Below are 23,861 nucleotides of genomic sequence, written 5' to 3'. Positions count from 1 at the left end.
CACCTTGCCGATCCGCGCCCTGGAATGGTGCGCAGGGCGCGGCAGCACCCTGCTGGCCTTTGGCATCCTGGTGGGGCTGGCCGTGCCGCCCATTTCCAGTGCCTTCCGCCCGGTGCTGACGCCCTCCGTGTTCCTGCTGATGCTGCTGGTGTTGCTGCGGGTCGATCCCGCGCAGGCACTATCCTATCTGCGGCGCCCCCTGCTGGTGGCGGCGCTGTGCCTTTGGCTGCTGATCATCTCGCCGCTGGCGGTGTTCGGCCTTGCCTGGCTGACGGGACTGACCAGCGGCGCCGCGGCGCCCTTCGGCGCGGCGCTGGTGATCATGGCGACGGGCTGCGCCGCCACCTCCTCTCCAGCCTTTGCGCGGCTGGTCGGGCTAGACGGGGAATTGTCGCTGGTGGTGGCGCTGCTGACCACGCTGCTGGTGCCTTTCACCGCGCCGCCGCTCGCGCTGGGGCTGATGGGGGTGGACCTTTCCATCTCGATCGGCGGATTGATGGCGCGGCTGGCCTTGCTGGTGGGCCTGCCCTTGCTGCTGTCCCTGCTGATCAGGCGGCTGGCGGGGCCGGAACGGCTGGCGAGGGCGGGCGGCGCGGTGGATGGCGCCGTGGTTCTGCTGGTGGTGATCTATGGCTTCGGCGTGATGGACGGCGTGCTGGCGCGGCTCCTGGCGGAGCCGGCCCTGATGCTGGGCGGCACCGCTCTCGCCTTCGCCGGCAGCCTCGGGCTGAACCTGATGACGGCCCTGGCATTCCGCCCTGTCGGCACCAGGCCGGCCTTGTCCGCCGGGCTGCTTTCGGGCAACCGCAACATGGCGCTGTACCTGGCGGTGCTGCCGGCGACGACCGAGCCGCACATCCTGTTGTTCTTCGCCTTGTGCCAGTTCCCCTTGTTCTTCAGCCCGTTTCTGTTGAAGCCGCTTTATGCAAGGCTGCTGCATCATGGCTGAAAAGATGTGGCCAAGGATGCAGGCCTGGGCCCGGCGTCTGCGGCGGGATGCGCATGCGCTGTTCCTGGCGGCGCGGGACCGGCGCACGCCCTGGCCGGCGCGGCTGCTGGCCCTGGCCATCGCCGCCTATGCGCTGAGCCCGATCGACCTGATCCCCGATGTGATTCCGGTTCTGGGCTATCTGGACGAGGTGATCCTGCTGCCGCTGGCAATCGCCCTGGTGGTGCGGCTGATCCCGCCGGCGCTGATGGTCGAACATCGGGCGGCGGCGGAGCGCGCGGCGGCACGCCCCCGCAGCCGCGCCGGGGCGGTGGCCATCATCGCCCTGTGGCTGGCGGCCCTGGCGCTGCTGGGGTGGTGGCTCTGGCCCGCCACCCCCGCCTGATCAGGCCAGGGCCAGCTGCCGCGGGCGGGCGCCGAGGATGTGGGCGATGGCGTAGGTCAGGTCGGCCCGGTTCAGGGTGTAGAAATGGAACTCGTCCACGCCATTGGCGCGCAGCAGCCGCACCTGCTCGGCCGCCAGGGAGGCGGCGACCATGCGGCGGGTTTCCGGATCGTCGTCCAGCCCCTCGAACAGCTTGCCCATCCAGGCAGGCACCCCGGCGCCGCACATGGCGGAGAACTTGGCGACCTGCTTGAAATTCGACACCGGCAGGATGCCCGGCACGATCGGCACGGTGATGCCGGCGGCCAGCGCACGGTCCAGGAAGCGCAGGAACACCTCAGTATCGAAGAAATATTGGGTGATGGCGCGGGTCGCACCAGCATCGATCTTGCGCTTCAGGTTGTCGATGTCATGCGCCGAGGACTGGGCGGTCGGGTGCGTCTCGGGATAGGCGGCCACCGAGACCTCGAAATCCGCCACCCGCTTCAGCCCGGCCACCAGGTCGGCCGCATAGGCATAGCCTTCGGGATGCGGAGTGTAACTCGCCTCGCCAGCCGGGGCGTCGCCGCGCAGCGCCACGATATGCCGCACCCCGGCGTCCCAATAGGCACGGGCCACATCATCCACCTCGCCGCGGCTGGCCCCCACGCAGGTCAGGTGCGCGGCGGGAGTCAGGCTGGTTTCGCGCACCAGGCGCGCCACGGTGGCGTGGGTTCGCTCCTGCGTCGTGCCGCCCGCCCCGTAGGTGACGGAAACAAAGCGGGGCGCCAGGGGCTCCAGCCGGCGGACGCAGGTCCAGAGCTGCTGCTCCAGGGCCTCCGTGCGCGGCGGGAAGAACTCGAAGGACAGCGCGGGCGGCGCCATCTCCGTGGGCAGACCGGCCACGCGCGGGGCCGTCAGCCAGCGCTGCAAGGTGCCTTCGGAGGCGGCCGCGGGCGCCGCGGCATGGTCGGCGATCTGGTTCATGGAGTTCCCTTACCGCAGCCCGGGGCGAAAATGAACATCGCAGCCATGGCGGCCAACCCAGGGCGGGGGCGCGCGTTATTCGCCGGCCCATCCGCCGGTCCCTCGAGGAAGGGCTTTCTGACATTCATCCCAGAATGTATGTAGCTTCGACGCCTCGCCCCGACCTTCCCCCCTCCCGCCCCGGTGGCGTTGACAGGAATCCTCCGCCCGATGTCCCTTTCCCGTCGCCCGTTGTTCTCGCTCGCGCTGGCCGGCCTGCTGGCGCTTTCCGCCTGCGCCACCCGCCCTCCGGCCAGCGAGCCCGAGGCGCTGGCGGAATACGAGTTCAACAACGATCCCCTGGAGCCGATGAATCGCGGGCTCTATGTGGTGCATAACGGCATCGACACGGTGCTGTTGCGCCCGGCCGCGGAGTTCTACCGCTTCCTGGTCCCGCAACCGGTGCGCGGCGGCGTGCGCAACGCCCTGGGCAACCTGCGGAGCCCGGTGATCTTCCTGAACGACGTGCTGCAGGGCGATCCGGAGCGCGCCGCCACAACCCTGGCCCGCTTCCTGATGAACAGCACCTTCGGCGTCGCCGGCCTGTTCGACGTCGCCAAGGCCGCCGGCCTGCCCGGCCATTCCGAGGATTTCGGCCAGACCCTGGCGGTCTGGGGCCTGGGCGAAGGCCCCTACCTGTTCATCCCCGTGATCGGCCCAAGCAACCCGCGAGACCTGACCGGGTTTGGTATGGGCATCGCCGCCGATCCGTTAACCTGGATCATCGCGGATGGCGACAGCACCGCGGAAGCGCTGGGCTGGACCCGCACCGGGTTGACCGCAGCGGATACGAGGGAAAGCCTGATCGAGGCCATCGACAGCGTGAACCAGACCAGCCTGGACCCCTATGCCACGCTGCGCAGCGCATACCGCCAGCGCCGCGCGCACGAGATCCGCAATGGTGGCGACAACGCCGCGCCCTCCGACGCGCTCGGCACCGGCCTCGGCGCCGGCGGATCGAGCTACGCGCCCCGCTGAGCAAAAACAGACACAAGCATGAGAATCATCCAGATGAACCGCCGCTCCCTGTTGTCCGCCGCCCTGGCCGTTCCCGCGGCCACGGCGCTGCTGGGCGCCCTGCCGGCCCGCGCGGAGATGGATATCGGCCGCGCCTCCAGCTTCATCGAAGCCACCGGACGCGAATTGGTGGCGACGCTGAACTCGAACCAGCCGATCGCCGTCCGCCGGCAGAAGGTCGCCGACATCCTGCGCCAGGCCGTGGACGTGGACGGCGTCGGCCGTTTCATCCTGGGCCGCTGGTGGCGCGTGGCCACCCCGGCCGAGCAGCAGGAATACATGCAGTTGTTCGAGGAAACGCTGATCCGCAACCTGTCCGCCCGCTTTGGCGAGTATCAGGGCGTGACCTTCAGCCTCGGCCGGTCGCAGCAGCGCACAGAGGATGACGCGCTGGTCAACACCGTGATCCAGCGCCCCAGCCTGGCCCCCTTCAGCCTGGACTGGCGGGTTGGCGAGGTTGGCGGGCAGCCCCGGGTGGTGGATGTGATCGCCGAGGGCACGTCCCTGCGGCTGACGCAGCGCAGCGAGTATTCCGCCGTGATCAGCCGCAATGGCGGCAAGGTCGCGCCGCTGCTCGATGCCATGCGGCAGCAGATCGCCGCGCTGGCGGCGCGCGAAGGGCGTTGACCGCCCCTCAGCCCACGCGATCGATCAGGGCATAAAGTCTGCGACCGCCGGGACCACGGAACAGCCGGCGGCGGGCCACCTTCGCCGCCGGCAGGCCCGTCAGCAGATCCTCCATCTCCTCCGGCCGGCGCCAGCGTGGCGCCAGCCGCAGCAGGGCTTCCAGGAAGGCGGCCTCCGGAGGGGCCTCGGCCACGCTGCCCAGCAACAGCAGGCCGCCCGGCTTCAGCGCATCGAAGCTCGATTCCACCAGTTCGCGCAGGCGGCGCGGCGGATGGTCGTCGGGCAGCAAGGCCAGGGTGATCAGGTCGAAGGCGCCGCGCTGGTAGGGCTTGCGGGCGAAATGCGGCAGACCGCAATGCAGCGTCCGCACCGGAAGGCCGGCCGGCACATCGTGGCGCAGCACCTGCAGCGCTTCCCGGCGGCCATCCTGGGCAACCCAGCGCCCGATGCGGGCCCGCTGCCTGACATGCTCGGCTTCCCGCAGATAGCCCGCGCCCAGCGTCAGGATCTCGGCCCCTGGCTTCTGGTCAGCCACCGTGTCGATGACCCGGGCCAGATAGCGCGGAACCGCCCGCATGGCGGCGAAATGGCCGAGTTCAACGGTTGCCGCCATGAGGTCCAGCCCGGCGCGGGACGTTTCCAGGGCCGCTGCAGCGGATGGGTGCCCTGTCACCATGTCGAGCAGGCGTGGCAGATCCTGCCCCGCCGTGGCATAGGCCAGGGCGCAGACCGGATCTTCATGCACCAGGCGGCGGACGGGATGCGCCTGCATCCGCGTCAGGATGTTCTGCCAGCCCGCGGGGCCTTCCTGGTCGCGCAATGTCTCGCAAAGCGACATCAGTCTTGAAAGAAACAATGGCGCCCAGCCGGGCTCCCAGGCGAGTTCAACAGTTGCGTCGAGCGCCTGCCCCAGATGCGCGGGGCCAAAGAGGTTCCCCGCGCCAATGGCAAAAGGTGAAACCGCATCTGACATTTTGCGCAATCCCTTTGCCCAGACTGTTCTACAGGACGAAATACCAAAGTTCCCGCGAGCAAAGCAAGAATGTTGCAATTTCGTCATTTTTAAAACTAGTTGGAGCAGAGACTGTGCGCCCGTGCTTGCGGCGCAGGAAAAACGTTCTCTATCCGGATCAACCGGGCCCGGACAGGTGATTACTTGAGCCTTGCTGTAAAATCTGGATGGGTAGGTGACATGCGACCGGACGTTGGGTCCACCAGCCGGGCGGGCGCCGATGCACCCCCTTCCCCCGCCCGGGACATTGTTCGCCTGCCTGGCGGCCAAGGGGCAGGCGCCCGAGGAAGCAGGCGCCAGGCAGGCGGCCGCAGGTTCAGAACAACAGGCGCAGCGCGGCAAGGCCCAGCAGCGGACGCGGCCCATCCGGATCGGCATGCATCACGCCGGTGGACAGATAGGCGTTCAAGGACAGCCTGGCGCTGCCGATCTCAGCCAAGGGCATGCCGCCTTGCAGCACCAGCTGAGGGCGGGCGTCGAAAACCGGACGGGTCTGGCTGACCAGGGGCAAGGTGCCGGCAAAGGTGATGCGTTGCACCGTGGCCGGCGCGCCGGCCAGCTTGGCCACAACAAAGGATTCCCGCCCCGCATAGGGCACGGCGCCACCAAGGGCGGCGTTCAAGGTGAAGCCCGGGCGGGGCTGCGCCTGCGCTGGAGGCGCGAGGAAGGCGGCGGCGACGGTCAGAAAGGTGGCGGCAAGCCACTGGCAATATCGGGGATGCATCGGCTGAAAGCTCCTGTCAGGCCGCTGCTCCCTCCCTGTGTTCTTGCCGCCGATATGCAGCTCAAGCTTGCCTCATTTCAACCACAATATGGCGATTCGGCCTTATTTTCTTCCTGTTGCTATACCGAAATGCCTTTCAGCGCTTTGATATCCAACAAAAAACCCTTCTTCGCACTCGCGAAGAAGGGCTTGATTGCGGAAGCCTGAACGGTCCGTCACATGGCTTCAGGAAGGGCTGAATGCTCCGGCCAGGAGGAATGCAGGCTTTCAAACACCAGCATCAGATGGCCCTGATGCCGGAATTCGCCGCAGGGCTGGAGGCCCAGATCGCCCAGAACCCCGCGAGAGGCGTGGTTGCTGTCGCGCGCCACGGCAATGATGCGATGAAGCCCGGCGGCATGGCCGAATTCCAGCGCCGCCCGCGCTGCTTCCCGCGCGAAGCCCTGCCCGCGCGACCAGGGCCAAAGGGCGAAACGCAACGCGATCCCCCGCCCATCCGGCCGCTCCATCAGGCCCGTTATGCCCAGGAACGCATCGTCGGACGCCCGGTGCACCGCCCAGGTGCCATAGCCATGCCGCGCCCAGAAGGCGATGTCCTCGCTCAGTTCCTGCTTGGCGCGCTCTGGCGTGCGGAGGCCGTTCAGCATCAGACCGAAGGCCGCCTCGTCCCCCTTGAGGGCGACGAGGTCAGCCAGATGCCCCGCTTCCACCGGCCGCAGCACCAGCCGGGCGGTGCGGATGGTGTGCGGGGCTTCCACCCGCGTCAGAGTGTCGGTCATCCCCTTGGGCGGGCTACCGGGTGAGCGGGCGGTACTTGATCCGGTGCGGCTGGTCCGCCGCCGCGCCAAGGCGTCGACGTCGATCGGCCTCATAGGCCTGATAGTTGCCCTCGAACCATTCGACGTGGCTGTCGCCCTCGAAGGACATGATGTGCGTGGCCAGCCGATCGAGGAACCAGCGGTCATGGCTGATGATCACCGCGCAGCCGGCGAAATCCACCAGCGCCTCTTCCAGCGCGCGGAGGGTGTCCACGTCGAGGTCGTTGGTCGGCTCGTCGAGCAGGATGACGTTGTGCGGCTTGCGCAGCATCTTGGCCAGGTGGACGCGGTTGCGCTCGCCGCCCGACAGGACGCCGACGGGCTTCTGCTGGTCGCCGCCCTTGAAGTTGAAGGCGGCGGCATAGGCACGCGAGGGCACGGCGCGCTTGCCCATCATGATCAGGTCCTCGCCATCCGAGATTTCCTGCCAGACGGTGCGCTTGTCATCGAGCGTGTCGCGGCTCTGGTCCACATAGCCGAGGGAGACGGTCTCGCCGATCTTGAGCGTGCCGCCATCCGGCTGCTCCTTGCCGGTGATCATCTTGAACAGCGTGGACTTGCCGGCGCCGTTCGGGCCGATGACGCCGACAATGCCGCCCGGCGGCAGCTTGAAGGACAGGCCGTCGATCAGCAGATTGTTGCCGAAGCCCTTGCGCAGGTCCTCCGCCTCGATGACGAGGTTGCCCAGGCGCGGCGCGGGCGGGATCTGGATCTCGGTCGGGTCGGGCGCGCGCTCCTGGCTCTTGGCCAGCAGCTCCTCATAGGCCTGGATGCGCGCCTTGCTCTTGGCCTGCCGGGCGGCGGGGGAGCGGCCGATCCATTCCTGCTCCTCGGCCAGCTGCCGCTGGCGGGTGCTTTCCTCCTTCTCCTCCTGCTGCAGGCGCTTGCGCTTGGCGGCGAGGTAGGCGGAGTAGTTGCCCTCATACGGGATGCCCCGGCCGCGATCGACCTCCAGGATCCAGTTGGTGACGTTGTCCAGGAAGTAGCGGTCATGGGTGACGATCAGCACGGCGCCCTGGTAGTCGCGCAGCGTCTTCTCCAGCCAGCTCACGCTTTCAGCGTCGAGGTGGTTGGTCGGCTCGTCGAGCAGCAGCAGGTCGGGCTTTTCCAGCAGCAGCTTGCACAGCGCCACGCGGCGCCGCTCGCCGCCCGAGAGGTTGGTCACAGGGCTGTCGGCCAGCGGCGCGCGCAGGGCGTCCAGCGCGATGTCGATCTTGCGGTCGAGGTCCCAGCCATCGGCGGCGTCGATCCGCTCCTGCAACTCGGCCTGCTCGGCGAGAAGGGTGTTCATCTCCTCCTCGCTCATCTCCTCGGCGAACTTCATCGAGATCTCGTTGAAGCGCTCCAGGTCGGCCGCCAGCGTGCCGAAGGCGTCACGGACGTTCTCGCCCACGGTCTTGTTGGGGTCGAGATGCGGCTCCTGCGGCAGGTAGCCGACCTTCACGCCCTCGGCAGCCCAGGCCTCGCCGCCGAATTCCTTGTCCTGGCCCGCCATGATCCGCATCAGCGTGGACTTGCCGGCGCCGTTCGGGCCGAGCACGCCGATCTTGGCGGTGGGCAGGAAGGACAGGGTGATGCCTTTGAAGATCTCTCGCCCGCCCGGGTAGGACTTGGTGAGATCCTTCATCACATAGACATACTGGTGAGCGGCCATGATCACACACTTTCCCGGGAGTACGAGGTTTGGCCCCCGGTTCTAGCCAGCATGGCGCCGCACGCCAAGCGTGGGGGTGGCAGCATGGCGCGAAGGGCTTTTCGCAGGCCGGTCCCGGCCAGGCGGGAGCCGCCCCTGCCCGCTGGATCACAGGGCCATCACATCGCCTTGAAGTCAGGCCCGGGACATGCCCGGCACCGCCATCGGATCACCCCTTGCGCCCGGCAGGACTTGAACCCGCAACCAAGCCGTTATGAGCGGCCCGCTCTAACCATTGAGCTACGGGCGCGCAGGACGATGACGAGCCCTTCAGGGCCGTCCTTCCCTGCTAAACCGAGTGGCGTCACGGAGCAAGAAAGCGACGGATCGCCGCCTCCGCCTGGGCGATGTTGCCGACCCCCTCCAGATGGCCGAGGCCGCCACTCAAGGCTTGCAATTCCACCTGCTTGCCGGCCTGGCGCAGCACCGCCTCCAATTCCCGGCTGTATTCCACGGGGAACACCCTGTCACCCTGGCTGGGCAGCACCAGCCAGCGCCGCGGGGCGCCGGACAGGGCAGCGGCGGGGCTCTCATATTCGTTCAGGAACAACTGGTTGGCACGCGCCAGATAAAGAAAGGAATTGGCATCCGACAGCCGCGCCCGGGCGGCGGCCGCGCTGTCCAGCCATTGCTCGACGGCGAAGCGGTCCTGGATGCGGCGGGCCGGTTCCTGCCCCTCGGCCGGGCGGCGGCCGAACTGGGCCGCCCAGCCCCGGTCGCGGGAATGCAGCGTCACGATCCTCAAGGCTTCCGCAAGGCCGCGCAACGGCGCCTCCCGGCCCTGCCCGTAATAATCGCCGTTGCGCCAGTTGGAATCGAGCCGGATCGGCGCGCACCACAGGTCGAGCCAGCCCATCATCCAGGCATCGACCTCCCCGGTGCCGATGGCCGGCATCACCCGCTCCACCATGGATGGATAGGCGGCGGCCCATTCCACGGCCTGCAACGCCCCCATGCTGGGCCCCGCCACCAGCGCCAGCCGCCGCACGCCGAGCGATTCCAGCAGGCGCTTCTGCACCTCCACGAAATCGCGGATCGACACCACGGGGAAGTTCATGCCCCAGGGGCGACCGGTGGAAGGATTCACCGAGGCGGGGCCGGTGGTCACGGTGTGCTGGTCCGGCGCGTTCAGGTTCACCAGCGTGTCGGAGGCCACGACATAGAAGCGGTCCGTGTCGATCGGCTTGCCGGGACCGATGATGCTGTCCCACCAGCCAACCGGGCCTTCCGGCCTCAGCCGGCCGAAGGCGTGGCCGTTGCCGCTGAAGAAATGGGTGATCAGCACCGCGTTGTCGCCTGCGGCATTCAGCCGCCCGGCGGTCTGGTAGCCGATCCGCACCACCGGCACCCGCGCGCCGCCCCGGGTGCTGTAGTCGGTGAAGCTGAAATCCTGGCGCACCACCAGGGGTGCCGCCGGGGACGCCACGGGGGGCGCCACGGGGGGTGCTACCGCCTGGGAATGCCCTGGCGCCGGCATGGCCAGGATGGGCAGGGTGGCGGCGGCCGAAAGCAGCTGGCGGCGCGTGGTCATGCGTGGCGTCCTGTGTGATCCCCCGCCGCGCGGCGCGCCGCATGGGAACGGCGGGGCCTCGCGGCGGCTCCATGCTGCCCGCGGCATGACGCCAGCGGCAAGCCCTGCCACGCCCGCGTTGCCGCCGTGGCCCGCCCCTGCTAACCAGCCCCGCCCCACCATCCCTTCGGAACGGATGCCCCGCCATGGACGTGACCAAGATTTCCACCGGCAAAACGCCGCCGCACGACATCAACGTGGTCATCGAGATCCCGCAGGGAAGCTCGGTGAAGTACGAGGTGGACAAGGACAGCGGCGCCGTGGTGGTGGACCGCTTCCTGTTCACCCCGATGGCCTATCCCGCGGCCTATGGCTTCATCCCCAACACGCTGGCCGATGATGGCGATCCCTCCGACGCCCTGGTGCTGGTGCCGGCCCCCGTGGTGCCGGGCGCCGTGATCCGCGCCCGCCCCGTCGGCGTGCTGTTCATGGAGGATGAAAGCGGCCAGGACGAAAAGCTGGTTTGCGTTCCCCATGACAAGATCTCCCTCGCCTTCACCGATGTGAAGGAACTGGAAGACCTGCCGAAGAGCATCCGCGACCAGATCGAGCACTTCTTCACCCGCTACAAGGACCTGGAGCCTGGCAAGTGGGTGAAGGTGAAGGGCTGGGGCAACGCCGCCCAGGCCGCCGAGATCATCGAGAAGCAGATCGCCGCCGCGAAGTAAGCGATAACCCCCGGGGCGGAGCGCTTTTCCGCCCAACTTAAGGGGCGGCGTGGATTGTCCGCCCCGCGCCGCCCGCTCCCGCCACGGCGGGACGATCAGGCCAGCAGGTGTTCCGGCACCTTCATGCCGAGCCGCACGGGCACCGGCCAGATCTCCCGCACGGTGCGCAGCCGGGTGAAGCCGGCGGACAGGTAGTTGGGCAAGGCGCGGGGATGGTCGGCGGTGCAGGTGTTCACCGTCACCACGCCGCAGCCCGTCGCCCATGCCGCGTCCACCGCGGCACGAAGGAAGGCGCGGCCCATCCCGTGGCCCACCATATGCGGCAGCAGGCCGAAATAGGCGATGTTGGTGGCGCCCATCGCCGGCCGCCGCTCCAGCTCGAAGAACCCCGCCGGGGCACCGTCGCGATACAGCACATGCACCGACACGGCCGGATCGCCGAGGATGGCATCCAGCTCGGCATCCGGGGTGGCGCGTCGCAGCCACCACAAATAATCGCCCCCCACCGTGCCATAAAGATAGCGGTAGAAGGGCACGGTGCAGCGCGCCAGCTTTTCCAGCCGCGCGTCGGGCGGCAGGGCCGTGCGGGGTTCCGCCGGCGGCGCCGCCATGCGCAGAAACGTCACATGCACGGCGACGCGGATCGCCGGCTCCACCAGCGACAGGCCCATCCTCAGCTGTCCAGGAAGGAGCGCAACTTGCGGCTGCGGCTGGGATGCTTCAGCTTGCGCAGCGCCTTGGCCTCGATCTGGCGGATGCGCTCGCGCGTCACGTTGAACTGCTGCCCGACCTCCTCCAGCGTATGGTCGGTGTTCATGCCGATGCCGAAGCGCATGCGCAGCACCCGCTCCTCGCGCGGGGTGAGGCTGGCCAGCACCCGCGTCGTCGCCTCCCGCAGGTTGGTCTGGATGGCGGCGTCCAGCGGGATGATGGCGGCCTTGTCCTCGATGAAGTCGCCGAGATGGCTGTCCTCCTCGTCGCCAATCGGCGTCTCGAGGGAGATCGGCTCCTTGGCGATCTTGAGGACTTTTCTCACTTTTTCCAGCGGCATACCGAGCTTCTCCGCGAGCTCTTCCGGCTGGGGCTCGCGGCCGATCTCATGCAGCATCTGGCGGGAGGTGCGCACCAGCTTGTTGATCGTCTCGATCATGTGCACCGGGATGCGGATGGTGCGCGCCTGGTCGGCGATGGAGCGGGTGATCGCCTGGCGAATCCACCACGTCGCGTAGGTGGAGAACTTGTAGCCGCGGCGATACTCGAACTTATCGACCGCCTTCATCAGGCCGATATTGCCTTCCTGGATCAGGTCCAGGAATTGCAGGCCGCGATTGGTGTATTTCTTGGCGATCGAGATCACGAGGCGCAGATTGGCCTCGATCATCTCCTTCTTCGCCTGGGTCATGTCGCGCTCGCCGCGCGACACGGTGGAATAGACCCGCTTGAACTCGTCGACCGGCAGGCCGGTCAGGGCGGCGGTCTGGCCGATCTGGGCGCGGATCTGCTCCACCTCGCCGCGCGAGCGCTCGACGAAGTTCTTCCAGGATTTCTGCGGCAGGGCGGCGATGCGCTCGAACCAGGCGGGATCGATCTCGGCGCCGCGCCAATGCTGCAGGAAGTCCTCGCGCTTGACCTTGCTGGCCTCGGCCAGCCGCAGCACCTGCCCCTCGAAGCCGGTGATGCGGCGGTTCAGGCCCTTGAGCTGGTCCACCAGCTCCTCGATGCGGTTGTTGTGGAGCTGCACCTTCTCGACCAGCGCCACCAGCTCGTCGCGCAGCTTCTCGTAGGTCTTCTCGCTCTTGCCGGCCAGCTCCTCGCCGGCGGTATAGGCGTCCATGCGCTTCGACTGCAGCTTCTGCAGCCGGCCATAAAGATCCTCGATCGCCTCGAAGGCGGCCAGCGCCTCCGGCTTCAGCTTCTCCTCCAGCGCGGAAAGCGACAGGCCCATGCCCTCGCCTTCCTCGCCTTCCTCGAACTCCTCGGCCTCGGCGGCGGGCGGCACCTCGGGGCTGTCGGCGCTGGCCGTCGCCTCGAGGTCGATCACCTCGCGCAGCGCCATGCGGCCATCCTTGACCGCCTCGTGCCAGGTGAGGATCGCCTGGAAGGTCAGGGGGCTTTCGCACAGCCCCCCGATCATCATGTCCCGCCCCGCCTCGATGCGCTTGGCGATGGCAATCTCGCCCTCACGCGAGAGCAGCTCGACGCTGCCCATCTCGCGCAGATACATGCGGACCGGATCGTCGGTGCGGCCGACGCTTTCCTCGTCCACATTGCCGGAAGATTCCTCTTCTTCCTCCTCGGCGCCCTCGGCCTTGGCCGGGGCCTTGCCGCCCTCGGTATCCTCGGTTTCCTCGGCCTCGACCAGGTTGATGCCGAGATCGCTCAGCATCGCCATGGTGTCCTCGATCAGCTCGGAGGACACCTGCTCCTGCGGCAGGGAAGCGTTGAACTCGTCATAGGTGACGTAGCCCCGCTCCTTGCCCCGCGCGACCAGCTTCTTGACCGCTGCCGAAAGGGTGTCGAGGAGCGCCCCCTCCACCGCCTCGTCGCGGTTCTCGACCGTGTCGGTGCCGTTCGCGACCTTGCTCGCCATGCCGATCCGCTCCGTCTGACACTGTCCGGGCCCGTTCTGGCCCGGATGCCTCACCCTGGTCCTACAGCCCCGCCCTGACGGGAAAGCTGGCGGCCGTCGCGCAGAGGCCAGAGGCACCCCACCCTGGGGCCATAACGCCCCCGCACCCGCCAACACAAGAGCGCGCGTGGCGCGGCCGGAAATGGTTGTCTGATGACACGGCAAAAGCCGGCCGCCGATCGTCCAGGCCCATCAATGCGGATCGCCGGCCGCATCTCCGAAGGCTTCCTCCTCGATCTCGCCGCGGCGCTGCGCGGCCAGCAACTCATTGAGCCGGATCAGCCGGGTCTGCGCCGCCGGATCGCCCGAGGCGGCGAAGTCGCGCTCGGCCTCCTGCCGTTCCGCCAGCAGCGCGGCCTCGCCGCGGAAGCGGCCGAAGAAATACCACCATTGCTCGGCCACCAGCTTCGGCAGGGCATCCGGCGCCACCGCCGCCGGCAACATGCGCGGAAAGCGCCGCAGCCACTCCCATCCTTCCGGCTCGGTCTTCCGGAGGTGGTCGGACAAGGCCGCGGCTTCAAGCGCCGGCGCTTCCGCATGCCAGGCGAGCAGGCATTGCCGCAGGCGGTCCGGCAGGCCTGCCGGCAGATCGAGCTGGCCCAGCGCTTCCTCGATCTCGGCCAGCAGCCAGGGATGCGCGGCGGTGATGGCCAGCAGGCAGCGCGCCTGCTCCCCGCGCACCTGATCCGGGTCGATGGAGGGGCGGGGCGGGGTGAAGGCGGGGATGGGAGTCCGCCCCCGGCCGCCACGCTCGCCGCGCCCGCCGCCGGTCCAGGGTTGCGGGGCCGGGCGGCGGGTGCTGGCGAAGAAGCGGTCCAGCAGGGCGCGCCGGTATTCGCCGGCCAGGAACTTGTCGGAGATCTTGCCCGCCGCCTCCTCCAGCGCGTGGCGCAGGGCGGCGCGGCTTTCCGGAGTGGCGCCGGGAAAGCGCGACGCGACCATGTCGTAAAGCACGCCCGACAAGGGCTGCGCGGCGTCCAGCACCGCCTGGAAGGCGCGCGGGCCGCCGCCCTTGATCAGGGTGTCCGGGTCATCCCCCTTCGGCAGGGTGACGAAGCCGAGGCGCCGTTCGGGAGAAAGCAGGGCCAGGGCCAGCTCGGCCGTGCGGGCGGCGGCGCGCATCCCGGCGGCATCGCCGTCGAAGCACAACAGCGGCTCGGGCGTGAGGCGCCAGAGTTCCGCCAGCTGATCCTCCGTCAGCGCGGTGCCGAGCGGGGCGACGGCGGCGCCGAACCCCGCCTGGTGCAGGGCGATGACATCCATGTAGCCCTCGGCCACCACCACCGGCGCGCCCTTGAAGGCGGCTTCCCGTGCCAGGTCCAGGCCGTAAAGGCTGCGCCGCTTGGAAAACAGCTCGGTTTCCGGGCCATTGACGTATTTCGGCTGCCCGTCACCCAGGATGCGGCCACCGAAGGAGATGATGCGGCCGCGCCGGTCACGGATCGGGAACATGACGCGGTTGAAGAACAGATCGGCCGGGGGCTGGTCCCCCTCGCCTTCCCGCATCAGCCCGGCCTCGCAAAGCTGGCGGATCTCGATCCCCTGCCCCTTCAGGTCGGCGGCCAGGGCGCCCCGTCCGCCGCCGGACCAGCCCAGGCCGAACTTGCGGATCGTTTCCTCGGACAGGCCGCGGCGCAGCAGGTAGTCGAGGGCCGGGCGCCCCTCGGGCAGGCGCAGCCGGCGCTGGAACGCCTCGGCCGCCGCCTGGAGCACGCCATGCAGGTCGCGGGCCTTGGCTTCCCGCCGGGCCTGCTGCGGGGTGGCCTTGGGGACTTCGAGCCCGGCCTCGGCGGCCAGGCGTTCCACCGCCTCGGGAAAGGTCGCGCCCTGGTTTTGCATGACAAAGGCAATGGCATCGCCATGCGCCCCGCAGCCGAAGCAATGGTAATGGTCGTCATAGACGTAGAAGGACGGCGACTTTTCCCCATGGAAGGGGCAGCACCCCTTCCACTGCCGGCCGGCGCGGGTCAGCTTGGTGCTGCGCCCGATCAGCGCGGCCAGCGGCGTGCGGAGGCGCAATTCCTCCAGGAAGTTCGGCGGCAGCGACATTCCGACCTCCCCTCGTCCAAGCCGGCGGCGAGCTTAGGCGCCCAGCGCCGCCTTCACCAGCGGCCCGGCCTTGGCCATGTCCATGGAGGCGGCGTGCTTCGCCTTCAGCACCGCCATCACCTTGCCCATGTCCTTGACGGAGCTGGCGCCCGCCTCCGTCACCGCCTCGGCCACGGCGGCCCGCATGGCGGCCTCGTCCATCTGCTGCGGCAGGAAGCCCTCGATCACCGTGATCTCGGCGGCTTCCTTGTCGGCCAGTTCGGGGCGGTTGCCCTGGCGGTACATGGTTTCGCTCTCGCGGCGGGACTTCACCATGCCGCGCAGCATGGAAATGATCTGCTCCTCCGGCACCTGATCCACGCCGGAAGGCCGGGAAGCAATGTCGGCGTCCTTCAGCTTGGCCATGATCATGCGGATCGTGGACGTGCGGGGCGCATCCTTGGCCATCATCGACGCCTTGAGTTCCTCGGTGAAGCGGGCGCGCAGGCTCATGGCTTGAAACTCCTGGTTCGGCCGGAAGGGTAGGCCCTTCCGTAGGGGGCGGGTATAAAGCCCTTTGACTGACCAACAACAATGCCCCACCCCTGGGAAGAATTTTCCCAGCCATCAAAGACAGCTTGCATTGGGAAATTTCTTCCCAGATAAGGGCGGCATGCGGTCCGTGGAAGATATCATTGCCCTGACGGGCGGCGCCGAAGCTCTGGCGGCGCGATGCGGCGTCGGCACAGAAGCCGTGCGGAAATGGCGCCAGGCGCGCGCCATTCCGCCCAAGCACTGGCCGGCGATCAGCACCGCCACCGGCCTGCCGCTGGATGCGCTGGCGCGGCTATCCGCTCCGGCGGCCCCGGCATCCTCCCCGTCCTTCCACCCGGCCCCTTCCAACGCGGAGACGAGCATGGCCCCCGAAACCGCCTCCGGGACCGTCCCCAGGACCGCCCCAGGTCTTTCCTCCGGCACGTCCCTGCAGGAGCAGCCGCCCGCCGGCGCCACCGCCGCCCTGGTGCTGGGCGATGGTTCCGTTTTCTGGGGCGTGGGCTTCGGCGCCCATACCACCAGCGTGGGCGAGATCTGCTTCAACACGGGCATGACGGGCTACCAGGAAACCCTGACCGACCCCTCCTATGCCGGGCAGATCATCACCTTCACTTTTCCCCATATCGGCAATGTCGGCGCCAATGCCGAGGATGTGGAAAGCATCACCCCTGCCGCGCGCGGCCTGGTGGTGAAGCTGGACCTGACCGAGCCCGCCAATTACCGCGCCACGCGCCACCTGGATGACTGGCTGAAGAGCCACGGCATCCCCGGCATTGCCGGCATCGACACCCGCGCCCTGACCATCCGCATCCGCGATGGGGGCGCGCCGAACGGCGTGCTGGCCTTCCCCGCCGATGGCCGCTTCGACATTCCCGCCCTGAAGGCGCAGGCCGCCGGCTGGCCGGGGCTGGAGGGCATGGACCTCGCCAAGGAGGTGTCCTGCCGCCAGTCCTATCGCTGGGAGGAAGGGCTGTGGCACTGGGGCGAAGGCTTCGAGCCCTCGCCCGCCAAGAAGCACAAGGTGGTCGCGGTAGATTACGGCGCCAAGCGCAACATCCTGCGCTGCCTGGCCGATGCCGGCTGCGACGTGACCGTGCTGCCCGCCACCGCCACGGCGGAGGATATCCTGTCGCAGAACCCGGATGGCGTGTTCCTGTCCAACGGACCCGGCGACCCGGCGGCGACGGGGGCCTATGCGGTTCCCGCCATCCGCGGCGTGCTGGACGCGGGCAAGCCGGTCTTCGGCATCTGCCTTGGCCACCAGTTGCTGGCGCTGGCGCTTGGCGCCAAGACCTACAAGCTGGACCGCGGCCATCGGGGCGCCAACCAGCCGGTGAAGGACCTGGCCACCGGCCGGGTCGAGATCACCTCGCAGAACCACGGCTTCGCGGTGGACGACAAGTCGCTGCCGGAAGGCGTGAAGGTCACCCATGTCTCGCTGTTCGATGGCTCCAACGAGGGCATCGCGGCCGAGCACAAGCCCGCCTTCTCGGTGCAATACCACCCGGAAGCCAGCCCCGGCCCTTCCGACAGCCACCATCTCTTCCACCGCTTCGTTAAGATGATCGAGGAACAGAAGGGCTGATCACGGCCCTGCCGGAAAAAGGAAGCGGGTGATGTTCGATCTCAGCGGGCGCGTCGCCGTGGTCACGGGCGGCAATGGCGGCATCGGGCTTGGCATGGCGCGCGGCCTGGCCGCCGCCGGCGCCTGGGTGGCGGTGGTCGGCCGCAATGCCGAGAAGAACAAGGCCGCCCTGTCCGAGCTGGGCAAGGACGCCTTCGCCATCCAGGCGGACCTGTCCGAGAAGGACGCCGCCGACCGCGTGGTCGCGCAGGTGGTGGATCAGGCCGGCGGCATCGACATCCTGGTCAACAATGCCGGCACCAACATCCGCCGCCTGCCGCAGGAGGTGACGGACGAGGACTGGCACGCCGTCATGGACGCCAACCTGACCAGCGCCATGCGGATGAGCCGCGCGGCCTATCCGCACCTGAAGGCCAATGGGCGTGGGCGCGTCATCTGCATCGGCTCCATGATGTCGATCTTCGGCCTGCCGCTTTCGCCGGCCTATGGCGCCAGCAAGGGCGGCATTGTGCAATACACCCGCTCCCTCGCCGTGGCCTGGGGGCCGGATGGCATCACCGCCAACGCCATCCTGCCCGGCTGGATCGACACCGAGCTCACGGCTGGCGCCAGGCGCGACATGCCGGAGCTGAACGACCGCGTGCTGTCGCGCACGCCGCAGAAGCGCTGGGGCCTGCCCCGCGACTTCGCCGGCATCGCCGCCTTTCTGGCCAGCGACGATGCCGCCTTCATCACCGGCACTGCCATCCCCGTGGATGGCGGCCTGTCGGTGCATGGCTGAACTTTCCCCCTAACGACAGGGTCCCCCCGATGCCGAAGCGCACCGACATCAAGTCCATCATGATCATCGGGGCCGGCCCCATCGTCATCGGCCAGGCCTGCGAATTCGATTATTCCGGCGCCCAGGCCTGCAAGGCGCTGCGGGCGGAGGGCTACCGGGTGATCCTGGTGAACTCCAACCCCGCCACCATCATGACCGATCCCGGCCTGGCGGACGCGACCTATATCGAGCCGATCACGGTGGAGATGGTCGAGAAGATCATCGCCAAGGAGCGCCCCGATGCCCTGCTGCCCACCATGGGCGGCCAGACCGCACTGAACACCGCGCTGAAGCTGGCCGAGGCCGGCGTGCTGGAGAAGTATGGCTGCGAGCTGATCGGCGCCAAGGCCGAGGTGATCGACAAGGCCGAGGACCGCCTGAAGTTCCGCGATGCCATGACCAAGATCGGCATCGAGAGCCCGCGCTCCCACATCGCGCACACCATGGAGGAGGCGCGCGCCGGGCTGGACATGGTGAAGCTGCCCTGCGTCATCCGCCCCTCCTTCACCCTGGGCGGCACGGGCGGCGGCATCGCCTACAATCGGGAGGAATTCGAGCAGATCGTCTCGGCCGGCCTCGCCGCTTCCATGACCACCGAGGTGCTGATCGAGGAAAGCGTGCTCGGCTGGAAGGAATACGAGATGGAAGTGGTCCGCGACAGCGCGGACAACTGCATCATCGTCTGCTCCATCGAGAACCTCGACCCGATGGGCGTGCATACGGGTGACAGCGTGACGGTGGCCCCGGCGCTGACGCTGACCGACAAGGAATACCAGCGCATGCGCGACGCCTCGATCGCGTGCCTGCGCGAGATCGGCGTCGATACCGGCGGCTCCAACGTGCAGTTCGGCGTCAACCCCGCCGATGGCCGCATGGTGGTCATCGAGATGAACCCGCGCGTGTCGCGCTCCTCCGCGCTGGCGTCCAAGGCCACCGGCTTCCCAATCGCCAAGATCGCCGCCAAGCTCGCCGTGGGCTACACGCTGGACGAGCTGAAGAACGACATCACCATGGTGACACCGGCTTCCTTCGAGCCGACCATCGACTATGTCGTCATCAAGATCCCCCGCTTCACCTTCGAGAAGTTCCCCGGCACGCCGGCGACGCTGACCACTTCCATGAAGTCGGTGGGCGAGGCGATGGCGATCGGCCGCTCCTTCAACGAGGCGCTGCAGAAGGGCCTGCGCTCGCTGGAAACCGGCCTGTCCGGCCTGGATGACATCGGCCAGCCAGGCGATGGCTCGAAGGAGGCGCATATCGCTTCGCTGGCCACGCCGAAGCCGGACCGCGTGCTGAACGTGGCGCAGGCCTTCCGCGCCGGGCTGACGGTCGAGGAGATCCATCAGGCCTGCAAGTTCGAGCCCTGGTTCCTGCGCGAGATCGAGAAGATCGTCCGCGCCGAGGAATGCGTCCGCGCCGAAGGGCTGCCGGATGACGCCACCGGGCTGCGCCGGCTGAAGGCGATGGGCTTCTCCGACAAGCGCCTGGCCACGCTGACGGGCCAGAGCGAGGCCGCGGTGATGGCGCTGCGGCACGAGCTGGGCGTGCTGCCGGTGTTCAAGCGCATCGACACCTGCGCCGCCGAGTTCGCTTCCGACACGCCCTACATGTACTCGACCTATGAGGGCGGCTTCGGCGCGCCGGTCTGCGAAAGCCGGCCGACGGACAAGAAGAAGATCGTCATCCTGGGCGGCGGGCCGAACCGCATCGGCCAGGGCATCGAGTTCGACTATTGCTGCGTCCATGCCTGCTACGCGCTGCGCGATGCCGGTTTCGAGACCATCATGGTCAACTGCAATCCCGAGACGGTTTCCACCGACTACGACACCTCCGACCGCCTCTACTTCGAGCCGTTGACGGCCGAGGACGTCATCTCCCTGATCCGCAAGGAACAGGAAAAGGGCGAGGTGCTGGGCTGCATCGTGCAGTATGGCGGCCAGACGCCGCTGAAGCTCTCCCAGGCGCTGCACAAGGCCGGCATCCCCATCCTGGGCACCTCCGCCGAGGCCATCGACATCGCCGAGGACCGCGAGCGCTTCCAGCAGATGCTGAAGGGCCTGGGCCTGAAGCAGCCGCAGAACGGCATCGTCCGCACGCTGGACGAGGCGGTGGATGAGGCGGAGCGCATCGGCTATCCGGTGGTGGTGCGCCCTTCCTACGTTCTCGGCGGCCGCGCCATGGAAATCGCCTATAACAGAGAGCAGCTGCTGCGCTTCGGCCAGGAGGCCGTGAAGGTTTCGGGCGAGAACCCGATCCTGATCGACCAGTATCTGCAGGACGCCATCGAGGTCGACGTGGACTGCATCGCCGATGAGGCGGGCGAGGTTTATGTCGCCGGCGTCATGGAGCATATCGAGGAAGCCGGCATTCATTCCGGCGACAGCGCCTGCTCCCTGCCGCCTTATTCGCTGTCCCCCGCCATCATCACCGAGCTGAAGGCGGAAACCGAGGCGATGGCCAAGGCCCTCAAGGTCAAGGGCCTGATGAACGTCCAGTACGCCGTCAAGGATGGCGAGATCTATGTGCTGGAGGTCAATCCCCGCGCTTCCCGCACCGTGCCCTTCGTCGCCAAGGCGACCGGCGTGCCGGTGGCCAAGATCGGCGCCCGCGTCATGGCCGGTGCCAGGCTGGCCGAGTTCAAGCTGGATGACGAGGCGATCAGCCGCCACGTCGCGGTCAAGGAAGCCGTCTTCCCCTTCAACCGCTTCCCGAATGTGGATGTCATCCTCGGCCCCGAGATGAAGTCGACGGGCGAGGTGATGGGCCTCGACGCGTCCTTCGAACGCGCCTTCGCCAAGTCGCAGCTGGGCGCGGGGGTGAAGCTGCCGGAGGCCGGCACCGCCTTTGTGTCCGTCAAGGACAGCGACAAGAAGACCGCCATCCAGCTGGCCCGCCGGCTGACCGAGATGGGCTTCCAGGTGATGGCCACCAAGGGCACGGCGGTGACGCTGCGGGAAGCGGGGCTGCCTGTTTCGGTGGTGAACAAGGTGATGGAAGGGCGGCCGCATTGCGTGGATGCCATCCGCAATGGCGAGATCCAGCTGGTGATCAACACCACCGGCACCGGCCAGGCCGTTTCGGACAGCTTCGACATCCGCCGCGGCGCCCTGACGCAGGGGGTGCCGCACTACACCACCATGGCTGGCGCGCGGGCCGCAGTGCATGCCATCGCGGCGCTGAAGGCCGGAACCCTTGATGTGGCGCCGCTCCAGGCCTATTTTCACTCCTCTTTCTAATGGACGGGCGGGTCCGCGAAACCGGATCCGCCCGTTCCGTATTTTCCGCCACAGGCCCCGCTCGACCGGGGCCATCCGGCCGCCCGGCATCAGCCCGGCGGCCGTAGCCGCGTATGAAGGAAGGGACTGCCGTGCAGAAGTTCCCGATGACCGCACAGGGCCTCGCCAAGCTGGAAGAGGAGTTGCGGCAATTGAAGTCGGAGGAACGCCCCGCCGTCATCCGGGCGATTGCCGAGGCGCGCGAACATGGCGACCTGTCGGAAAATGCCGAGTACCACGCCGCGCGCGAGCACCAATCCTTTATCGAGGGCCGCATCGCCGAGCTGGAAGGCGTGATCCCCTCGGTTGAGGTGATCGACGTTTCCAAGCTGTCAGGCGATCAGGTCCGCTTCGGCGCCACCGTCACGATCATCGACGAGGAAAGCGACGAGGAGAAGACCTACCGCATCGTCGGCCAGCATGAGGCCGATACGAAGCAGGGCTCGATCTCCTTGTCCTCCCCCCTGGCCAAGGCGCTGCTGGGCAAGTCGGTGGGCGACAGCGTCGAGGTGCCGGCGCCAGGTGGTGCCCGCGCCTATGAGATCACCAAGGTCCGCTTCGTTTAACCGATGCCGAGCCGCAGCTTGCCGGGGTCCCTGATGGAGGATCCCTCCCCCGCCGTCCTCACCCTCGCGGATGTGCGGGAAGCGGCTGAGCGGATCAAGGGCGCGGTGCTGCGCACCCCGGTGGTGCCGGCGCCGGCGATCAGCCGGGTCACCGGCTGCGAGGTCTGGCTGAAGCTGGACAATCTCCAGGCCACCGGCGCCTTCAAGGAGCGCGGCGCCGCCAACCGGCTGGCGCTGTTGACGGCGCGGGAGAAAGCCACGGGCGTGATCGCCATGTCCGCCGGCAACCATGCCCAGGCGGTGGCGCGCCATGCCAGCCTGCTCGGCATCCGCGCCACCATCGTGATGCCCCGCTTCACCCCGGCCACCAAGGTGGTGCGCACCGAAAGCTGGGGCGCCAATGTGGTGCTGCATGGCGACACGCTGGCCGAGGCCGCAGGCCATGCCCATGCGCTGGCGTTGCGCGACGGGCTGACCTTTATCCATCCCTATGACGATCCGGGCGTCATCGCCGGCCAGGGCACCATGGCGATCGAGATGATCGAGGATATCCCCGCCCTGGAGGCGCTGGTGTTTCCCGTGGGCGGGGGCGGCCTGCTGGCGGGCTGCGCCGCGGCCGCGCTGGAGCTGCATCCTGCCCTCAAGGTGTATGGCGTCGAGGTGGAAGGCTATCCCGCCATGGCGCAGCGCCTGGCCGGGCAGCCGGTTTCCGTGGGCGGCCCCACCGTGGCCGAGGGCATCGCCGTGCGCGATGTGGGTGATGGCCCCTATGACATGCTGAAGCGCCTCGGCATCGAGGTGCTGGTGGTGCCGGAGCGCGCGGTGGAACAGGGCATCGCCCTGCTGGCCGAGGGCGCCAAGGTGGTGGCCGAGGGCGCCGGCGCGGCCGGCGTCGCCGCCTTGCTGGCGCACCCCGCCCGGTTCGCCGGCAAGCGCGTTGGCACGCCGGTCTGCGGCGGCAACATCGATGCCCGCGCCCTGTCCAACGTCCTGCTCCGACAGTTGCTGCGGGACGGGCGCATCCTGCGGCTGCATTTCGACATTCCCGACCGGCCGGGCGTGCTGGCCGACATCTCGAAGCGCATCTCCGACGCCGGCGGCAATGTCATCGAGGTCAAGCACCAGCAGCTGTTCGGCGCCCCCACGGTCCAGTCGACCGAGCTGGAATTGATGATCGAAGTGCGCGACTCGATCCAGGGCCAGGCGATCATCGCTGCCATGGTGGCGGCGGACTACGTGGTGCGCCGCGTCCAGTAAGACGCATCAGGTGCCCCCCAAGGAGGGAATTCCGGGGCGGGAGGGCGGCGGCCTGCCGCTTTCCCGTGTCAGATCGGAACCCCCGGCTCCTCCTTGGCCGTCTGGATGGTTTGCAGCGTCATCACCCGCGCCACATTGGCGGCCGAGGTCAGCCGGTTGGTCAGGTGGTTCTCATGCGCCGTGTCGCGCGCCACCAGCCGCAGCATGAAGTCGCCGCCGCCGCGGATCATATGGCATTCCCGCACTTCCGGCCAGGTGGTGACGTCGGCCTCGAAGGCGGACAGGATGGCGTGCTTCTGGCTCTCCAGCCCGACCACCGCGAAGAATGTGATCTGCCAGCCCAGCGCCACCGGATCGATATCGGCATGATAGCCGCGGATGATGCCGGCCTCCTCCAGCCGGCGCACCCGGCGCAGGCAGGGGGGAGCCGAAAGATCCACGCGGCGGGCCAGTTCCACATTGGTCATGCGGCCATCGGCCTGCAGTTCGGCCAGGATCTGGCGATCCACTGCGTCAAGGGTTTCGGCTGTATCGGACTTCATTTGAAACCATTCATTGCTGGCGCGGCGTTTCCGACGCAATATCCTTGCAGAGTGACCACACTTCAAGGCATCGGGTTGCCAGCGCCGTCCTTCTTTCCGATATGCTCGGAACCGAACGCGATTCCAGGACCAGAGC

At 68.1% G+C, this 23,861-nt stretch carries 21 protein-coding genes and 1 tRNA gene; 10 read left to right on the top strand and 12 right to left on the bottom strand.

Annotated features, from left to right (window positions below; genetic code table 11):
* Positions 1–4: 4 nt before the first annotated feature.
* Complete coding sequence (locus F0Q34_RS03200) at positions 5–949, top strand: hypothetical protein (RefSeq protein ID WP_149810673.1); 945 nt, start codon at positions 5–7, stop codon at positions 947–949.
* Entirely contained in the window at positions 942–1,334 is a 393-nt protein-coding gene (locus tag F0Q34_RS03195) for a YkvA family protein (protein WP_241665294.1), read from the top strand. Before F0Q34_RS03200 ends, F0Q34_RS03195 begins: the two co-directional genes overlap by 8 nt.
* Here F0Q34_RS03195 and metF read toward each other — a convergent pair whose 3' ends face one another.
* Entirely contained in the window at positions 1,335–2,300 is a 966-nt protein-coding gene (gene metF / locus F0Q34_RS03190; protein ID WP_149810672.1) for a methylenetetrahydrofolate reductase, read from the bottom strand.
* Positions 2,301–2,510: 210 nt separating this feature from the next.
* Here metF and F0Q34_RS03185 point away from each other — a divergent pair, with 210 nt between their 5' ends.
* Complete coding sequence (locus F0Q34_RS03185; protein ID WP_149810671.1) at positions 2,511–3,317, top strand: MlaA family lipoprotein; 807 nt, start codon at positions 2,511–2,513, stop codon at positions 3,315–3,317.
* A gap of 33 nt (positions 3,318–3,350) precedes the next feature.
* Positions 3,351–3,983, top strand: a complete 633-nt coding sequence (locus tag F0Q34_RS03180; RefSeq protein WP_241665293.1) for an MlaC/ttg2D family ABC transporter substrate-binding protein — start codon at positions 3,351–3,353, stop codon at positions 3,981–3,983.
* Positions 3,984–3,990: 7 nt separating this feature from the next.
* On the opposite strand, the gene F0Q34_RS03175 is transcribed toward F0Q34_RS03180, so the two are convergent.
* The 6 genes from F0Q34_RS03175 to F0Q34_RS03150 form a co-directional block, all read right to left on the bottom strand.
* The gene (locus F0Q34_RS03175) at positions 3,991–4,956 is read right to left on the bottom strand and encodes a hypothetical protein (protein ID WP_149810669.1); all 966 of its coding nucleotides are present in this window, start codon (positions 4,954–4,956) and stop codon (positions 3,991–3,993) included.
* A 355-nt stretch (positions 4,957–5,311) separates the two neighbouring features.
* Complete coding sequence (locus F0Q34_RS03170) at positions 5,312–5,719, bottom strand: hypothetical protein (protein WP_149810668.1); 408 nt, start codon at positions 5,717–5,719, stop codon at positions 5,312–5,314.
* A 215-nt stretch (positions 5,720–5,934) separates the two neighbouring features.
* A complete protein-coding gene (locus F0Q34_RS03165) occupies positions 5,935–6,498 on the bottom strand; it encodes a GNAT family N-acetyltransferase (protein WP_149810667.1) in 564 nt (187 codons plus the stop codon).
* 13 nt (positions 6,499–6,511) lie between these two features.
* Complete coding sequence (ettA, locus tag F0Q34_RS03160; protein WP_149810666.1) at positions 6,512–8,191, bottom strand: energy-dependent translational throttle protein EttA; 1,680 nt, start codon at positions 8,189–8,191, stop codon at positions 6,512–6,514.
* A gap of 216 nt (positions 8,192–8,407) precedes the next feature.
* A tRNA-Ile gene (locus tag F0Q34_RS03155) sits at positions 8,408–8,480 on the bottom strand.
* 54 nt (positions 8,481–8,534) lie between these two features.
* The gene (locus F0Q34_RS03150) at positions 8,535–9,761 is read right to left on the bottom strand and encodes an E22 family MetX-like putative esterase (RefSeq protein WP_149810665.1); all 1,227 of its coding nucleotides are present in this window, start codon (positions 9,759–9,761) and stop codon (positions 8,535–8,537) included.
* A 185-nt stretch (positions 9,762–9,946) separates the two neighbouring features.
* Between F0Q34_RS03150 and ppa the strand changes: the two genes are divergently transcribed.
* Positions 9,947–10,468, top strand: coding sequence for an inorganic diphosphatase (gene ppa / locus F0Q34_RS03145; protein ID WP_149810664.1), 522 nt, complete (start codon positions 9,947–9,949; stop codon positions 10,466–10,468).
* Positions 10,469–10,563: 95 nt separating this feature from the next.
* On the opposite strand, the gene F0Q34_RS03140 is transcribed toward ppa, so the two are convergent.
* From F0Q34_RS03140 to F0Q34_RS03125, 4 genes are all read right to left on the bottom strand, one after another.
* Positions 10,564–11,139, bottom strand: coding sequence for a GNAT family N-acetyltransferase (locus F0Q34_RS03140; RefSeq protein ID WP_149810663.1), 576 nt, complete (start codon positions 11,137–11,139; stop codon positions 10,564–10,566).
* Positions 11,140–11,141: 2 nt separating this feature from the next.
* Positions 11,142–13,058 carry an RNA polymerase sigma factor RpoD gene (gene rpoD / locus F0Q34_RS03135; protein ID WP_149810662.1) on the bottom strand — a complete coding sequence of 639 codons (1,917 nt, stop codon included), beginning with the start codon at positions 13,056–13,058 and terminating at the stop codon, positions 11,142–11,144.
* A 231-nt stretch (positions 13,059–13,289) separates the two neighbouring features.
* Positions 13,290–15,146, bottom strand: coding sequence for a DNA primase (gene dnaG / locus F0Q34_RS03130; protein WP_149810661.1), 1,857 nt, complete (start codon positions 15,144–15,146; stop codon positions 13,290–13,292).
* Positions 15,147–15,179: 33 nt separating this feature from the next.
* A complete protein-coding gene (locus F0Q34_RS03125; RefSeq protein ID WP_149810660.1) occupies positions 15,180–15,638 on the bottom strand; it encodes a GatB/YqeY domain-containing protein in 459 nt (152 codons plus the stop codon).
* 160 nt (positions 15,639–15,798) lie between these two features.
* On the opposite strand from F0Q34_RS03125, the gene carA reads away from it, so the two are divergent.
* The 5 genes from carA to F0Q34_RS03100 all read left to right on the top strand — a co-directional run bounded on the left by carA (position 15,799) and on the right by F0Q34_RS03100 (position 23,183).
* Entirely contained in the window at positions 15,799–17,265 is a 1,467-nt protein-coding gene (gene carA / locus F0Q34_RS03120) for a glutamine-hydrolyzing carbamoyl-phosphate synthase small subunit (RefSeq protein ID WP_149810659.1), read from the top strand.
* A gap of 31 nt (positions 17,266–17,296) precedes the next feature.
* Complete coding sequence (locus tag F0Q34_RS03115; RefSeq protein ID WP_149810658.1) at positions 17,297–18,046, top strand: SDR family NAD(P)-dependent oxidoreductase; 750 nt, start codon at positions 17,297–17,299, stop codon at positions 18,044–18,046.
* A 29-nt stretch (positions 18,047–18,075) separates the two neighbouring features.
* A complete protein-coding gene (carB, locus tag F0Q34_RS03110; RefSeq protein WP_149810657.1) occupies positions 18,076–21,321 on the top strand; it encodes a carbamoyl-phosphate synthase large subunit in 3,246 nt (1,081 codons plus the stop codon).
* 131 nt (positions 21,322–21,452) lie between these two features.
* Positions 21,453–21,926, top strand: a complete 474-nt coding sequence (gene greA, locus F0Q34_RS03105; protein WP_149810656.1) for a transcription elongation factor GreA — start codon at positions 21,453–21,455, stop codon at positions 21,924–21,926.
* Positions 21,927–21,959: 33 nt separating this feature from the next.
* A complete protein-coding gene (locus tag F0Q34_RS03100) occupies positions 21,960–23,183 on the top strand; it encodes a threonine ammonia-lyase (RefSeq protein ID WP_149810655.1) in 1,224 nt (407 codons plus the stop codon).
* Positions 23,184–23,251: 68 nt separating this feature from the next.
* Here the strand turns inward: F0Q34_RS03100 and F0Q34_RS03095 are convergent, their stop codons facing one another.
* The gene (locus F0Q34_RS03095; protein ID WP_149810654.1) at positions 23,252–23,725 is read right to left on the bottom strand and encodes an Lrp/AsnC family transcriptional regulator; all 474 of its coding nucleotides are present in this window, start codon (positions 23,723–23,725) and stop codon (positions 23,252–23,254) included.
* Between the last annotated feature and the right edge of the window lie 136 nt (positions 23,726–23,861).

The organism is Teichococcus oryzae (genome assembly GCF_008386565.1).
In the GTDB taxonomy this organism is placed as follows: Bacteria; Pseudomonadota; Alphaproteobacteria; order Acetobacterales; family Acetobacteraceae; genus Pseudoroseomonas; species Pseudoroseomonas oryzae.
This window is presented reverse-complemented; position numbering and strand designations above follow the sequence as displayed.

Bases quoted from the DNA above. Each gene is read 5' to 3' on its own strand.
- F0Q34_RS03195 (WP_241665294.1), top strand. From the start codon at position 942: ATGGCTGAAAAGATGTGGCCAAGGATGCAGGCCTGGGCCCGGCGTCTG.
- metF (WP_149810672.1), bottom strand. From the start codon at position 2,300: ATGAACCAGATCGCCGACCATGCCGCGGCGCCCGCGGCCGCCTCCGAA.
- F0Q34_RS03185 (WP_149810671.1), top strand. From the start codon at position 2,511: ATGTCCCTTTCCCGTCGCCCGTTGTTCTCGCTCGCGCTGGCCGGCCTG.
- F0Q34_RS03180 (WP_241665293.1), top strand. From the start codon at position 3,351: ATGAACCGCCGCTCCCTGTTGTCCGCCGCCCTGGCCGTTCCCGCGGCC.
- F0Q34_RS03175 (WP_149810669.1), bottom strand. From the start codon at position 4,956: ATGTCAGATGCGGTTTCACCTTTTGCCATTGGCGCGGGGAACCTCTTT.
- F0Q34_RS03170 (WP_149810668.1), bottom strand. From the start codon at position 5,719: ATGCATCCCCGATATTGCCAGTGGCTTGCCGCCACCTTTCTGACCGTC.
- F0Q34_RS03165 (WP_149810667.1), bottom strand. From the start codon at position 6,498: ATGACCGACACTCTGACGCGGGTGGAAGCCCCGCACACCATCCGCACC.
- ettA (WP_149810666.1), bottom strand. From the start codon at position 8,191: ATGGCCGCTCACCAGTATGTCTATGTGATGAAGGATCTCACCAAGTCC.
- F0Q34_RS03150 (WP_149810665.1), bottom strand. From the start codon at position 9,761: ATGACCACGCGCCGCCAGCTGCTTTCGGCCGCCGCCACCCTGCCCATC.
- ppa (WP_149810664.1), top strand. From the start codon at position 9,947: ATGGACGTGACCAAGATTTCCACCGGCAAAACGCCGCCGCACGACATC.
- F0Q34_RS03140 (WP_149810663.1), bottom strand. From the start codon at position 11,139: ATGGGCCTGTCGCTGGTGGAGCCGGCGATCCGCGTCGCCGTGCATGTG.
- rpoD (WP_149810662.1), bottom strand. From the start codon at position 13,058: ATGGCGAGCAAGGTCGCGAACGGCACCGACACGGTCGAGAACCGCGAC.
- dnaG (WP_149810661.1), bottom strand. From the start codon at position 15,146: ATGTCGCTGCCGCCGAACTTCCTGGAGGAATTGCGCCTCCGCACGCCG.
- F0Q34_RS03125 (WP_149810660.1), bottom strand. From the start codon at position 15,638: ATGAGCCTGCGCGCCCGCTTCACCGAGGAACTCAAGGCGTCGATGATG.
- carA (WP_149810659.1), top strand. From the start codon at position 15,799: ATGCGGTCCGTGGAAGATATCATTGCCCTGACGGGCGGCGCCGAAGCT.
- F0Q34_RS03115 (WP_149810658.1), top strand. From the start codon at position 17,297: ATGTTCGATCTCAGCGGGCGCGTCGCCGTGGTCACGGGCGGCAATGGC.
- carB (WP_149810657.1), top strand. From the start codon at position 18,076: ATGCCGAAGCGCACCGACATCAAGTCCATCATGATCATCGGGGCCGGC.
- F0Q34_RS03100 (WP_149810655.1), top strand. From the start codon at position 21,960: ATGGAGGATCCCTCCCCCGCCGTCCTCACCCTCGCGGATGTGCGGGAA.
- F0Q34_RS03095 (WP_149810654.1), bottom strand. From the start codon at position 23,725: ATGAAGTCCGATACAGCCGAAACCCTTGACGCAGTGGATCGCCAGATC.